We start from the raw sequence: 14,636 nt of genomic DNA, 5'->3' as shown, positions 1-14,636 counted from the left end.
TTTAAACCACACCAGAGGCTACAATGGCCGCTTTTCTGCGTTTTCGCGATTGATGGTATGAGTCCCAACTAAAAATAGCCAATGCACTCCAAATACACGCAAAGGTAATTACGCGCTCAGCATCAAACACCTCACCATAAAATACCACCGCTAAAATAAACATTAGGCTAGGCCCTATATACTGAAAAAACCCTAACGTTGTATATTGCAAACGCTTAGCCGCGCCGGTAAAACACAGCAGTGGCAGCGTAGTTACTATGCCCGCGCTCACCAATAATACATTGGTTAGCCAATCATTCCCTGGTAAATTTGACGTTTCAGTCGGTACCATTAGCCACCAATAGGTAAGCGCCACGGGTAACAATATTAATGCCTCAATTAAAATCCCAGGCAGAGCATCAACTTGTAGCTTTTTACGTAATAAGCCATATAGTGCGAAAGATGTCGCTAATGAAAACGCTACCACGGGGAATGAGCCAAAACTAATTAGCTGTAACAACACGCCTGTAAAAGCTAAAGCAACAGCAGCACCTTGCAACTTACGTAATCGCTCGTTTAAAAACACCATACCAAGCAACACATTTAATAGAGGGTTAATGTAGTAACCTAGGCTGGCATCCAACATGTGATTGTTATTGATGGCCCAAATAAACAATCCCCAGTTAAACCCTAGTAAGGTCGAGGTAACAACTAACATCAAAATAAGTTTAGGTTGGATTAAAATGCGTTTAATTTTATCCCAGTAGCTGAGCACACTCACCACCACAATAAGAAACACCACTGACCAAATAACACGGTGCATTAAAATTTCAAATGCTGACACATGTTGGATCATCTTAAAATAAATGGGTGCGAGGCCCCACATAAAAAAAGCGAGGCAGGCAAAAATAGCGCCCTTTCGCTGCTCGGTATCAATCGACATAGTAACCACTTGGTGATTTAAAAGGCCGTCAGTTTACCCCCCTCTCACTTTTTAGCCAACTAAATACGTGCCCGTTCCAAAAGCAATTTGTACTGACTGCTCATTGTGTAACTCCATTCGGCACACACATACTTTATTTCCTGAGCGAATCAGCTTAGCGCTAGCAATAAAAACCTCGCCTTTGCCTGGACGTAAATAGTCGGTGCGTAAATCTATAGTACCCAGTGTGGCTAGCCTTTTATGTACACTGGGTAAATCTGCATCGTCTAGTTTTCCGATTACACTGGCAGCAGCAAGCATTCCACCGACATTATCAAGTACCGCCGAAATAACTCCGCCATGGAGAATTTTTTGCGCGGGGTTGCCTATTAATACATCTTGCCAAGGAAAGGAGATTTTAGCTTGTTCAGTACTAAGTGACTCCACCGCTATTTTTAAAAATTGGTTAAAAGGCATATTATTAACAAACAACGCCCCAACTTGTTCAATCAACATTTCTTTATTCATTATTATTCTCTATGTTTAAAGGTGGTACGATGAGTAAAGCACAACTTAAAGCTGTTGTAACCTCCTCGATTATCATTACCGATGTTTACACCAAATAATGAAAGCTAAAGACATCCTGATAAAAAACCACTAAAATAGCGCCGATGAATACACTAACTCCCTCTCCAAATACGCTGGTGCGTAAACCTGAAACTGTACTCAAACAAGTGTTTGGTTACAGCGAATTTCGCGACGGTCAAAGTGCAGTAATCGATGCTGCGATTAACGGCCAAGACTCGTTAGTATTATTGCCTACCGGTGGTGGTAAATCGGTGTGTTACCAAATACCCGCACTAGTATTAGAGGGGGTAACCATTGTTATCTCTCCGCTCATTTCTTTAATGCAAGATCAAGTAACTCAGTTGCAAGCTCTAGGCGTAAAAGCCGCTTATATAAATAACAGCTTAGCCCGTGAAGAACAGCAGTTAGTCTATCAGCAGTTGCATCAGGGGCTAATAAAATTACTTTATGTTGCCCCAGAGAAAGTACTACAAAGAGAATTTTTAGAGCGCTTATCGCATTTAAATGTCAGTTTGTTTGCTATTGATGAAGCACACTGTGTTTCTCATTGGGGACATGACTTTAGACCTCACTATTTTAGGTTAAATGAATTAAAGCAACGCTTTACACATGTACCTATGATGGCACTCACTGCCACCGCTGATAAAGCCACCCGCTTTGATATTGTTGAGCAACTCAAGCTACAGCAGCCTTATATTCATACCGGCAGCTTTGACCGCCCTAATATTCGTTACACCATAGAAGAGAAATTTAAACCTATGGTGCAATTACTGCGCTATTTGAAAGAGCAAAAAAATCAAAGTGGCATTATTTATTGCACCAGTCGAAAGCGGGTTGATGATATTGCTGAAAAGCTTGCCGATGCAGGCCTTAATGCGGCTGCTTATCATGCGGGAATGAGTAACGAACAGCGTCAATTTGTGCAAACCGGGTTTGCCCGCGACGATATTCAAATTGTGGTTGCCACCGTTGCCTTTGGTATGGGAATTAACAAGCCTAACGTACGTTTTGTATTACATTACGACATTCCAAAAAGTATTGAAGCGTATTATCAGGAAACCGGTCGCGCTGGGCGTGATGGACTGGCTGCAGAAGCCATTATGTATTTTGACCCTGCCGATATAGGGCGGGTTAGACGCTTTTTTGAAGATATTGACGATGAACAACGCCGTCGTGTAGAAGAGCAACGCTTTAATGCCATGGCCAGTTTTGCCGAAGCGCAGACCTGCAGACGTCAAATATTATTAAACTACTTTAGTGAATACCAACGAGAGCCGTGCGGTAACTGCGATATTTGCTTAAATCCTCCAAAAAGCTTTGATGGCACACTGGTGGCCCAACAAGCACTTTCGTGTGTGTATCGGGCACAGCAACGATTTGGTTTAGGTTACATTGTAGAGTTATTACGCGGCGCAAATACCAGCCGCATTCGTGATAACAACCATCATGAACTCAGCACCTATGGCATAGGTAAAGATAAAAGCAGTGAGTTTTGGCTCAGTATTTTACGCCAACTTATTCACCAAGGGCTACTAAGCCAAGATATAACCCAAGGCGCATCACTACGGCTTACCGAAGCTGCACGCGCTATTTTAAAGAGTGAGTATGCGCTACAACTGGCTGAACCACGCCTACAAGCTAAGCACGTTTATCAGGATAAATTAGCGCAGTTTAATTACGATAAAAAGTTATTTGCTCGCCTACGTGCATTACGTAAAGAATTAGCCGATGCCGATGACGTACCCCCTTATGTAGTATTTAACGATAAAACGCTGGCCGAAATGGCGCAGCTTATGCCTACCAACGACAGTGAATTTTTAAAAGTGTCGGGGGTTGGTTTTACTAAATTAAACAAATATGGCGGTGAGTTTTTAACCGCAATTCGACATTATCTAGCAACGCAACAAGCCCCTTATGACCGAACTTGAATACGATCACACACATCAATGCATTATTGTTAAACCAACAGAGTTGCCGCACGATGAAGACTTTGAGTTGTGGGGAACGTTTTTTTTGCACAGCGATGAAATTAGCATTAGTGAATTTGCAGCTGGGGCTGATCGTCACCAACTGCGTTTTAACTATGCTAACCACACGTTTAATTTAAATTTTGAGCATTACAGTCAAAGTGTGTGGATTAACGGCGAAGGTCAAGATGCCGACAACCTATTGGCAGCGTTAACATTTTATTTAAGCTAAGGCCACGTCTATTTATCGCTAATACCTTATAATTGCTATAAAAAATAAACTAAATTGGCACTTTTACTTACATATTAATAACAATGATGTAAGCTAAGAGTAAGTGTTTTATTTTGCAAAATAGCGCTAAAGAGGGTCAATGCTAAATAGAAAATGGATTGCACGTAGTTGTTTTAGCCTTTCTATTTTGAGTATGTTTATGCTCAGCGTTTGCGCGCAAGAAACGCCACTAGCCCAAAGCTGCCAAAATGACGATTCATTGAAAACTTCTGAAATTAACTTGCGTCGACAAATCGAGTCTCAACCTCCATCGCTTACAACAAATAGTAACGCTAAAATTGCCTCAATTAATCTTAAACAACTTAATGTTTTTAATACCGAACTCGAAGCTGAAAACAACGCACTGTTTCGCTTTGCTAATCGTGCACATATACAAACTGAGCCTGAGGTTATTAAAAGCATTTTATTGTTTAAAGCGGGTGATACTTTTAATCAAAAAACCTTGGCTGAATCAGAGCGGCTACTGCGTAAACAAAACTATTTATATGACGCACAAATTGTTGCCAACGAAAACTGCGATGGCGATGTTGATGTAACCGTGGTGACTCGCGATTTGTGGACTTTGCTACCCGAGCTTAGCTTTAGCCGCAGTGGTGGCGAAAATAAATCAAGTATCGGCTTTCGCGAGTCGAACTTATTTGGTTGGGGCAAACGATTATCGTTTGCTCGCAAAACCGACAGTGATCGTAATGGCTATTTATTTGTTTACGATGATCCAAATATCCTATCAACACGCTACAGAGGTCGTATAGAGTATGCCGATAACAGTGACGGTAAAAGTCACTTAGTTGAGCTTACTTACCCATTTTACGCCATTGATACACCCTATAGTTATGGTGCCCTGAGTTACTCTACCCAGCGAGAAGAGGCACTCTATCTTAGGGGCGATAAATTTAGTGAGTTTGAACAAACCACCGACCTAAATCAGGTGTTTTTTGGTCACTCTAAAGCCCTTAGCCATAACTGGACACAGCGCTTGAGCCTAGGTTATATCGATGAGCAACAAACATTTAAAAGCATCGATGAAACCACTGTGCCGCTAGCTGAAAATAGGCAGCTTAGTTATCCTTATGTAAGCGGCCACTGGTTTGAAGATAACTTTATAAAAGTGCGTAACTTTGACAGTATTTACCGTACCGAGGATTTAAATTTAGGTTGGAATATAAAAGCTACGCTGGGTTATTCTGATGAATCAATTAGTAACGACGATAGCCGCGCTATTTACTCGTTTAACTTTAACAAAGCACATTTTAGTGGTGATAATACGCTATGGCGCTTTCACGCAGATATTCAAGGTTATTGGAATAAAGAACAAAAACAGCTTGAAAACTTAATCACCACCAGCCAAATTCAATATTATTTAAATACCAGTATTGATCAGTCTTGGTATGTAAAAGCCAGGCTACAATACGCAAAAAACCTCACCAACGATAAGCAGCTCACTCTCGGGGGCGAAACAGGTTTACGCGGTTACCCTATTGAGTTTCAACATGGCGATCGGAGTTTTTTAGTCAGCTTAGAAAAGCGCTACTATTGGGAGTATGACTTACTACAACTATTTAAAGTGGGAGGCGCAGCCTTTTTAGATGTAGGCCGCGCATGGTATAACAACGACTCGAATACCCTGTATCAAGTTGAAAACACACCCGTGCTTAAAAATGTTGGATTAGGTTTACGCCTTGCGCCAAGTCGCGCCAACGCGGGTACTATGATCCACCTTGATATTGCCGCGCCACTAAATAAATATAACGATGTTGACTCTGTACAGTGGCTACTGAGCGTTAAAAATTCTTTTTAAATCACTACTGCGCACAAAGCTAACACGTTACACTTTGCGCCTATCATTATTGTGAGAATACGTTTTGGAATTAATCTCTCTTTTAGAGCTTGTGAGCACACAATATAAGCTAATCGTAACCGTGATTGCACTGTTGAGCTTTCCGTTATTGTTAAAGCTCACTAAAAAATTACTCGAAAAAGCCATTAGAGGTAAAATCGATTTACACAGAAAATACCGAGCAGAGTTACTATTAAAAATAATACTCGCCTTTGTTATGTTGTGTTTAGTTTTAGTTTTTTGGGGAATAGAGCTGCGTGGTTTACTGGTATTAGGCTCTTCCTTATTTGCCATGTTAGGCGTTGCGCTGTTTGCGGCTTGGTCATTATTGAGCAACTTAACTGCTTTTTTACTCATGTTTATACAAAATGACTGCCGTGTAGGCTATTGGGTTAGAATCGTGGATGGGGCCAATGCCATTGAAGGGCGCATTATTGAAATGGGGCTGATGAATGTATTACTCGAACACGTTGATGGACATAGGGTGATTTACCCTAATAACTTATTTGTTACCCGCCCCGTGTTAGTACTCAATACAGAGCCAAAACCAACAAAAGCGCCTAAAATTAAACGAATTATTGGCCCAAAGCCACGTAATTAAATAACAATTACAAAAAAGCCGCTTCAGCTAATAAACTTAAGCGGCTTTTTTAATTCTTACGGGTGAAGTTAATTCTTACGGGTGAAGTTAATTATTTAGCTCAGCTGTTTTCAGTTCATCATCTAAATCACTTATTTCACCAATAAAGCTTTCAAGCTGTTGCTCTACCAAACTATTTGAGTGAGCAAAGTAAGCAATATGAAACACAGCATCGCCTTCATTTACTAGAGGCATGGTTTGCTGACCAATAATAATGCCACTACGTGGAGCAAGCAATTCAAGCTCAGAATCGCCAAGCGGACTACTTATGTATGCCAGTATTTGCCCTTTAGTGACACGTTCACCTAACGATACTTGCGCTCTTACTATACCGTCAACCTCAGCTCGTACCCAACTTGTTGAACCTGCAATAACCGGCTCAGGTAGTTTTTTAGGGCGCTTACCACGCATCATTTTTAAATGACGCATAACATAATCAACCCCTTGTACACCCGCTGCAATCGCAATCGGGTCAAAGCGCAACGCTTCACCTGCTTCGTAGGTAATAACGGGTATACCCAAATTAGCCGCTTCACTGCGCAATGAGCCATTGCGTAACGACGCATCAATAACCGCAGGTGTGCCAAAAGCCTTAGCCATTTGCGCTGTAGCTTCATCGGCTAAATTAGCGCGTATTTGCGGTAAGTTAGTACGATGAATCGCCCCCGTATGCAAATCTATAATATGCGTACAATGCACAGCGACTTGGTTAAAAAACATATACGCCATACGACCTGCTAACGAACCACGTTCAGAGCCAGGAAAACTTCGATTCATATCACGGCGATCGGGCAAGTAACGAGATTTATGAATAAAACCAAATACATTCACAATCGGCACCGCTATTAATGTGCCACGCAACTGGTTAGGATCGATCTTAGCCAGTAACTGGCGCACAACCTCAACCCCATTAAGCTCATCGCCATGTATTGCCGCACAGACCATCAATACAGGGCCTTCCATAACACCGTTGACCACTTCAATAGGAATATTAAGCGGTGAATGGGTATAAAGCTTTGCAGCTTCTAGTGCGAGTGTTTTACGTTCACCTACACCAATGCTTTCACCTAACAGGGTGAAAGGTCGGTTAATTTTAACCTTTGCCACGAGTTGCAGTTCCTTTCACTGAGGCCGTTTTTTCAATAAAGTCAATCACCATACCCGCAATATCTTTACCAGTTGCCACTTCAATCCCTTCTAGGCCTGGCGATGAATTTACTTCCATAACCAAAGGGCCGCGAGATGAACGGAGTAAATCAACGCCAGCAACGTTTAAACCCATTGCTTTTGCTGCAGCAACCGCTGTTTTACGTTCTTCTGGGGTAATACGTACCAGTGTAGCGCTACCACCACGATGAAGATTAGAGCGGAACTCGCCCTCTTGTGCTTGGCGTTTCATCGCAGCAATCACTTTATCGCCCAATACAAAGCAACGAATGTCTGCACCACCGGCTTCTTTAATGTACTCTTGCACCATGATATTGGCTTTTAAACCCATGAATGCTTCAATAACACTTTCAGCTGCTTTACGTGTTTCAGCCAATACCACACCAATACCTTGAGTACCCTCAAGTAACTTAATAACGACCGGTGCGCCGCCTACCATTTCTAATAAATCTTTTACGTCATCGGGCTTGCTGGCAAAGCCTGTAACCGGCATACCCACACCTTTACGCGATAGTAACTGCAAAGAACGTAATTTATCGCGAGAGCGAGAAATAGCTACTGATTCATTAACAGGGAACACCCCCATCATTTCAAATTGGCGTAATACAGCACAACCATAAAATGTAACCGATGCACCAATACGTGGCACGATAGCGTCGAAATCTTTTAGGTTTTCACCACGATAATGAATTTCAGGTTGCTCTGAGTTTATGTTCATGTAAGAGCGTAACGCATCAATTACTTTCACTTCATGTCCGCGCGCCTCAGCAGCTTCGATTAGGCGACGCGTTGAATATAATTTTTTGTTACGAGATAAAATACCAATTTTCATCATTAAAGCCTTAACTAAATGATGTTGAGCAAGCAGATATAATTATGTTTGCTACTCAACGAATTCTTATAATAAATGTGATAAAGCCGGATCAACGACTATGCGATTTTCCATTGCTGTGCGCCCTAACAACATTCTAAACTTCATAGACGCACGACTTGTTAATGTAATTTCTATTGGCCAACTAAATTCGCCGGCATGTAATGTAGTTTCAATAAAGTAACGCAATTCTTTTTGGCCACTAGAGCTGGTAACGTACTTCATCTTTTTAACTTTGGCATTGCAGGTAATTTGCGTTTGCTCGTCTTCTTGCAATGGTTGGGCTGTAAATTTAACCCATTTTTCGCCATCGACTTCGTATTCTTCAATATTAATTGCATGAATACAGGAAGTACGCGCACCAGTGTCTATTTTTGCTTTAATTTGCTCGATGCCTAGCTCGGGTAAACTTAACCACTCACGCCAACCAACTGTTATTTTTGTCGTCATAAATGTGCCCTTAGTAAAAAAAGTGTTTTATACGCTACAGCCAACAAAACACCAACAAAATAAATTCATCTACTCGATAAGCCGATTTGATTGACCTTTTAAGTTAACTCGTTTAACAATGCACCCCTAACGTATGCACTTAACCATAGGCTAAAAAACAATTTTTTGTTGATTAACTCTACAAAGTAAAGCTAAGTTAAATACACTACAGTCAACTGTATTAAAAATATACTATCTATGAGAAATTATTATGATCAATGGCTTACTTCATGCGCTTATTCTTGATGAACAAGGCGGGGCTCGCCCAATAGAAAACAGTAAACAGTTACACCAATGGCAACCTACTGATGGAAAGCTGTGGGTGCATATGGATTACAGTCAAAAAGAAGCCGTTGATTGGTTAAAAAACTGCGGCCAATTAAACGACTACGAACTTGAATCACTCACCGCAGATGAAACACGTCCTCGCATTACTCCTACAATGAATGGCCATATGCTGTTTTTACGTGGAATCAATTTAAACCCAGCGCAAAGCCCTGAAGACATGGTGTCTATTCGCCTATTTATTAATAAAGACGTGGTGATCACTACCCGTAAGCGCCGGTTATTATCAGTGCAAGATATTCTAACCTCGTTAAATAATAATGAGGGACCAAGCAGTATTTCTGAACTAGTGTGTAGCTTAGCGCAAAAGCTCACTTCACGTATGCAAACGGTAATAGATGAACTAGATGAAAGCTTAGATGATTTTGAAGAAGAAATTGATGAGCCTAGTAAAAAGTTTGATAACCAAGGCTTGTCGCAACTTCGCCGCCAAACAATCGCGCTAAAACGTTACTTAAAACCGCAAAAAGAAGCGCTCAGCAACATGGTTAATAATCATTACCCATGGCTGTTTGACGATGATAAAGCCAAGCTAAATGAAACCACCAATTTACTTATTCGCTATTTAGAAGAGCTCGATAGTTCAATAGAGCGTGCACTCGTTATTCAGCAAACCATTACTAACCAAGTGTCTGAGCAATTAAATCAGCGTATGTATGTGATGTCGGTGGTGGCTGCTTTATTTTTACCACTGGGATTTTTAACTGGGTTATTGGGGGTCAATGTTGGCGGTATACCTGGCACAGATAGTCCCTATGCATTTACTGCATTTGTGGTGTTTTTGGTTGTTTTGACTGGTGGGATTGGTATTTACTTTAAAAATAAAAAGTGGCTGTAATTACAATACAGATCCAATAAGACACAAAAAAGGCGAACATAATTGTTCGCCTTTTGCATTGGTAACCCTTACTCTTGAAAGTAAGTGCCCCAACCGTCGTATTCTACGTCGCATTCAACCGCAAGCTGTGCAAGCTTATCAACGTCTTCCATTATAACGTCAACATCTAATTCGGCTTCAACAACAATGTCAAAACTCCAAATCTTTTCGCCGTCTTCAAGCTCAAGTTCTGCTGGCTCTTCTACATCGTAACCTAGTTTAAACGCAGCAAGTGCAGCTTGTTCTAACTTAGTAAAATCTTCACATACAAAGTGGTGCTCTACTTCATAAAGGATTTCCGGATCGGAACCATCTTCAAGTAATGAAGTTACGATGTCTTCACTTATTTCACGCCAGTTTTCCATTATTTCTCTCTCACTTGAGCATCTAATTCTGTTATTTTAGCAGCCATAATGCTGTGCACACTTTTAGCATGTTCACGGGCACTGATACTGTTATCAAGTGCTATGGGGGCTAACATTTCAATGTAAATTGTACCATTATCCCAGCGATTTAGTTTAATGGTTTTATCGGTTGTGTTCATACATACTGGCACAACAGGTACCTCTGCACTCATTGCAGTATGAAAAGCACCGGTTTTAAAAGGGAGTAAACCACGACCATAACTACGCGTCCCCTCAGGGAACATCCACACCGACAAGCCTTTTTGTTTTATTTTAGCCGCTGCTTTAGAAATAGTGCCTGCCGCTTTTGAGCGATTTGCTCTGTCGATTAAAATATTACCCGATAACCAATAAAGCTGACCAAAAAATGGGATCCACTTCAAGCTTTTTTTGCCAACACTCACACAATTTTTTGGCACCATAGCTGGAATAGTAAATAAATCATAGCTATTTTGGTGATTCGCTACATACACAGCGGGCCCCACCTTAAGCGCATCGGGATGATATTTTAGTTCTAATTTAACCCCAAGCATTTTAGCCATTGAGCCAAACCAACTTGCAATAACATGCACATTATTAGGATGAAATGGTCTAAATATTGATAACAACAAACCAAAAAAACAACTTAATAATATAAACAACAGCATTATTAAAATACGTATAACAGCTAGCAAGTGCGCCTCTCCAATATAACCACAATCATGTATTATTTTATTATAACGTTATTTTGTTACGCAGACGAGAAAATAGCGCACAAGCGTGCGCTGAAATAAAACAGTCATAAAAAAACGGCTTACCTGAGTAAGCCGTTTTCTAATTTTATCTAATTTGATCTCAAGATTAACTTGGCTCTGCGTCTGAGCTTGGCTCATCAACTTGTTGCGGTGTTAACTCTACCACAGCTTCATCTACGCGCTGTAAACCACGAGGTAACTTATTACCTCTGCGGCCTCGCTCGCCATGGTAATGCTCAAGGTCGCTTGGTTTAAGGGTCAGCTTACGCTTACCTGCATGCAGCGTTACACTGCTGCCTTGCGGCACAACAGCTAATACTTTTACAAACTCTTCGCGGGCTTGTACTTTCGCACCCGGAATAGAAATAATTTTATTACCCTTACCTTTACCTAGCTTAGGTAGGTCACGCAGTGGGAATAACAACATCCGCCCTTCGTTAGAAATCGCCATACAGTAGTCAGTAGCCACGTCGTTAACGCGAATTGGCGAAAGTAACACACCACCTTTTGGCACACTCACTAACGCTTTACCGTTTTTGTTTTTGCTCACTAAATCTTTAAAGTCAGTAATAAAACCATAACCAGCGTCGGAGGCCATTAACAACACTTGAGCGTCCTCACCCATTACTACGTGCTCAAAGCTGGCGCCTGAGGTTAGATTAAAGCGCCCTGTCATTGGCTCGCCTTGGCTTCGCGCTGAAGGAAGACTATGAGCATCAGTGGCAAATGCACGTCCAGCTGAATCTAAAAATACCGCAGGCTGATTACTTTTACCTCTCGCTGATGCTCTATAACCATCACCAGCTCTGTAATTTAATCCTTCCACATCTAAGTCATGACCCTTACCAACCCGTGCCCAGCCTTTATCTGATAGCACCACGGTGACTGACTCTGATGGTATTAAATCTTTTTCGCTTAGAGCTTTAGCTTCTACACGCTCAATCACTGGCGAGCGGCGATCATCACCATACATTTCTGCGGCTTCTTGAATTTCTTTTTTCAATAAGGTCGACATGCGACGGTCTGAGCCCAGTGTTTGCTCTAATTTGTCACGCTCTTTCGCCAATTCATCTTGCTCACCACGAATTTTAAACTCTTCAAGTTTTGCTAAATGACGAAGTTTTAATTCTAAAATGGCTTCTGCTTGAATATCGGTTAAATCAAAGCGCTCCATCAATATTGGCTTAGGCTTATCTTCAGAGCGGATGATTTCTATAACTTCATCAATATTTAAAAAGGCAGCCAGTAAACCTTCTAAAATATGTAATCGAGCCAGTACTTTATCAAGTCGATATTGCAAGCGACGACGTACCGTTTCGCGTCTAAAGGTTAACCACTCTGTTAAAATACTACGTAAATCTTTAACCTGTGGACGACCATCTAAGCCGAGCATATTTAAATTTACGCGGTAATTTTTTTCAAGATCGGTGGTGGCAAATAAGTGCGCCATTAATGGCTCAGCTTTAATTCGATTTGAACGCGGCACAATCACAATACGGGTCGGGTTTTCATGATCAGATTCATCACGTAAATCGGCCACCATCGGCAACTTTTTAGCATTCATTTGCGCTGCAATTTGCTCAAGTACTTTTGCACCCGAACATTGATGCGGTAACGCAGTAATAACTATATCGCCCTGCTCTTCACAATACACAGCGCGCATTTTAATTGAGCCACGACCGGTTTTATAAATTTTGTGAATATCAGCTTTTGGAGTAATTATTTCAGCATCAGTTGGATAATCAGGCGCATGCACTAAATCCAATAACTCTTCGAGTTCTGTTTTTGGTTTATCAAGTAATAAACAACAGGCACTGGCTACTTCACGCACATTATGCGGCGGTATATCGGTTGCCATACCTACCGCAATACCGGTGACACCATTAAGTAATATATGCGGTAAGCGCGATGGCAATACTAATGGTTCATCCATGGTGCCGTCGAAGTTTGGCGTCCAATCAACAGTCCCTTGGCCTAACTCTTTAAGTAATACTTCAGAGAATTTAGATAAACGCGCTTCGGTATAACGCATTGCCGCAAACGACTTCGGATCATCTGCAGCACCCCAGTTACCTTGACCATCAACTAACGGGTAGCGATAAGAAAACGGCTGCGCCATAAGTACCATGGCTTCATAACAGGCACTATCACCATGAGGATGGTATTTACCTAATACATCACCTACGGTACGGGCTGATTTTTTGTATTTAGCACTTGCCGATAACCCCAGTTCACTCATCGCATAAATAATACGACGCTGAACGGGTTTTAAACCGTCACCAACGTGCGGTAAGGCACGATCCATGATCACGTACATTGAATAATTTAAATAGGCGTCTTCGGTAAAACGCCCCATTGTTTGCTGTTCAATTCCTTGCATTAGCAAGGTATCTGTATCACTCATTAAAGCTTACCTAGTTTTTCTTATAGCTTACGCGGTAAATTACGTTAGCGTAATCATCGCTTACCAATAGACTGCCATCATTTAATTGTGCAAATGCAACAGGGCGTCCAAATGTCGTTTCGTCTTGCATAAAGCCGGTGATCAGTGGCGTATATTTAGTTACTTTGGCATTTTCTATGGTTGCCACAGCCACTTTATAACCAACCTTTTTAGAGCGGTTCCATGAACCATGCTCAGCAACAAATAACTGTTGTTTGTAGCTATCTGGGAACTGTTTGCCGGTATAAAAATGAATACCTAATGGCGCAACATGCGCCCCCAATGCCAATGCAGGTTGAGTGTAATCAGCAATATTTTTGCCTTCACCAAACTCAGGATCAACAATAACGCCACCATGCACGTATGGAAAACCAAAGTGCTCTTCTTCCTTAGTAATGCGGTTTAGCTCATCAGGTGGAATATCATCCCCCATCATGTCGCGGCCGTTATCACTAAACCATAGCATTTGCGTACTAGGATGAAAGTCAAAACCCACCGTATTACGTACACCTTTGGCTAAAGTCGTTATTTCTTTGGTATCGGTATTTAACGAAAAAATACGGCCAAAGCGAGCATCTTCCTCACAAATATTACACGGTACGCCCACGGGAATTATCAGCTCGCCGTTTGGTGCAAAACGCAAAAATTTCCAACCATGATGACGCTCTGACGGTAAATCGCTATAAAACACTTCATACTCAGGGTTTTTGAGGTGTTTATCGATATTTTTAAAACGGATAATACGGTGCACTTCACCAACATATAAGTCACCCCCTTTAATTGCTAAACCCGAGGGCATATTTAATCCCTCTGCAATCACTATTTTTTTATCTGCCACGCCATCGCTGTTATGGTCAATCAGTGCATACACATTGCCCGCTTTTCGAGACCCTGCATACACAATACCTCGGCTTGATACTGCAATTTGCCGTGCATTTTCAACATCATCAGCAAATAAGCTGATTTCAAAACCCGGTGCAGCGGTCAGCTTGTCGAGTATATTTTTCGCCATCACTGGCGATGATATTAAGCCCAGTAACAACAGTGTGCTAAATAATTTATTCATTTGCCTCTCCTGTTT

The 14,636-nt window shown here is 41.4% G+C and carries 14 protein-coding genes; 5 read left to right on the top strand and 9 right to left on the bottom strand.

The features are described 5' to 3' along the window. Window position 1 precedes the first annotated feature (1 nt). Window positions 2–922, bottom strand: a complete 921-nt coding sequence (gene rarD, locus AN392_RS09300) for an EamA family transporter RarD (RefSeq protein WP_008467760.1) — start codon at window positions 920–922, stop codon at window positions 2–4. Between the two features lie 51 nt (window positions 923–973). After that, on the bottom strand, window positions 974–1,429 hold the full coding sequence (locus AN392_RS09295; protein ID WP_008467759.1) for a thioesterase family protein: 456 nt from the start codon (window positions 1,427–1,429) through the stop codon (window positions 974–976). Between the two features lie 143 nt (window positions 1,430–1,572). On the opposite strand from AN392_RS09295, the gene recQ reads away from it, so the two are divergent. From recQ to AN392_RS09275, 4 genes are all read left to right on the top strand, one after another. After that, on the top strand, window positions 1,573–3,417 hold the full coding sequence (recQ, locus tag AN392_RS09290; RefSeq protein WP_055012535.1) for a DNA helicase RecQ: 1,845 nt from the start codon (window positions 1,573–1,575) through the stop codon (window positions 3,415–3,417). Beyond that, the gene (locus tag AN392_RS09285; protein ID WP_010391549.1) at window positions 3,404–3,688 is read left to right on the top strand and encodes a DUF3630 family protein; all 285 of its coding nucleotides are present in this window, start codon (window positions 3,404–3,406) and stop codon (window positions 3,686–3,688) included. Before recQ ends, AN392_RS09285 begins: the two co-directional genes overlap by 14 nt. A 139-nt stretch (window positions 3,689–3,827) precedes the next feature. After that, window positions 3,828–5,546, top strand: a complete 1,719-nt coding sequence (locus tag AN392_RS09280; protein WP_055012534.1) for a POTRA domain-containing protein — start codon at window positions 3,828–3,830, stop codon at window positions 5,544–5,546. 64 nt (window positions 5,547–5,610) lie between these two features. Then, entirely contained in the window at window positions 5,611–6,186 is a 576-nt protein-coding gene (locus tag AN392_RS09275; RefSeq protein WP_010391553.1) for a mechanosensitive ion channel domain-containing protein, read from the top strand. 87 nt (window positions 6,187–6,273) lie between these two features. Here AN392_RS09275 and AN392_RS09270 read toward each other — a convergent pair whose 3' ends face one another. The 3 genes from AN392_RS09270 to AN392_RS09260 all read right to left on the bottom strand — a co-directional run bounded on the left by AN392_RS09270 (window position 6,274) and on the right by AN392_RS09260 (window position 8,713). Next, on the bottom strand, window positions 6,274–7,332 hold the full coding sequence (locus tag AN392_RS09270; RefSeq protein ID WP_055012533.1) for a succinylglutamate desuccinylase/aspartoacylase family protein: 1,059 nt from the start codon (window positions 7,330–7,332) through the stop codon (window positions 6,274–6,276). Next, entirely contained in the window at window positions 7,319–8,224 is a 906-nt protein-coding gene (rimK, locus tag AN392_RS09265; protein WP_008467750.1) for a 30S ribosomal protein S6--L-glutamate ligase, read from the bottom strand. Before rimK ends, AN392_RS09270 begins: the two co-directional genes overlap by 14 nt. A 66-nt stretch (window positions 8,225–8,290) precedes the next feature. Further along, complete coding sequence (locus AN392_RS09260; RefSeq protein ID WP_010391555.1) at window positions 8,291–8,713, bottom strand: ATP-dependent zinc protease; 423 nt, start codon at window positions 8,711–8,713, stop codon at window positions 8,291–8,293. 250 nt (window positions 8,714–8,963) lie between these two features. Between AN392_RS09260 and AN392_RS09255 the strand changes: the two genes are divergently transcribed. Then, on the top strand, window positions 8,964–9,935 hold the full coding sequence (locus AN392_RS09255; protein ID WP_010391556.1) for a zinc transporter ZntB: 972 nt from the start codon (window positions 8,964–8,966) through the stop codon (window positions 9,933–9,935). Between the two features lie 68 nt (window positions 9,936–10,003). On the opposite strand, the gene rraB is transcribed toward AN392_RS09255, so the two are convergent. From rraB to AN392_RS09235, 4 genes are all read right to left on the bottom strand, one after another. Further along, window positions 10,004–10,339, bottom strand: a complete 336-nt coding sequence (gene rraB / locus AN392_RS09250) for a ribonuclease E inhibitor RraB (protein ID WP_008110603.1) — start codon at window positions 10,337–10,339, stop codon at window positions 10,004–10,006. Further along, window positions 10,339–11,052 (bottom strand): 1-acylglycerol-3-phosphate O-acyltransferase, encoded by a 714-nt coding sequence (locus AN392_RS09245; protein ID WP_010391558.1) that lies wholly within the window; start codon window positions 11,050–11,052, stop codon window positions 10,339–10,341. Before AN392_RS09245 ends, rraB begins: the two co-directional genes overlap by 1 nt. 166 nt (window positions 11,053–11,218) lie before the next feature. Then, window positions 11,219–13,516 (bottom strand): DNA topoisomerase IV subunit A, encoded by a 2,298-nt coding sequence (gene parC / locus AN392_RS09240; RefSeq protein WP_010391560.1) that lies wholly within the window; start codon window positions 13,514–13,516, stop codon window positions 11,219–11,221. A gap of 10 nt (window positions 13,517–13,526) precedes the next feature. Beyond that, the gene (locus tag AN392_RS09235; RefSeq protein WP_055012532.1) at window positions 13,527–14,621 is read right to left on the bottom strand and encodes a sorbosone dehydrogenase family protein; all 1,095 of its coding nucleotides are present in this window, start codon (window positions 14,619–14,621) and stop codon (window positions 13,527–13,529) included. Window positions 14,622–14,636: the final 15 nt, after the last annotated feature.

Origin of the sequence: Pseudoalteromonas sp. P1-16-1b (assembly GCF_001401785.1) — a bacterium.
Lineage (GTDB): Bacteria > Pseudomonadota > Gammaproteobacteria > Enterobacterales > Alteromonadaceae > Pseudoalteromonas > Pseudoalteromonas undina.
The sequence above is the reverse complement of the archived record's forward strand: the minus strand, read 5'-3'. Positions and strand labels throughout refer to the sequence as shown.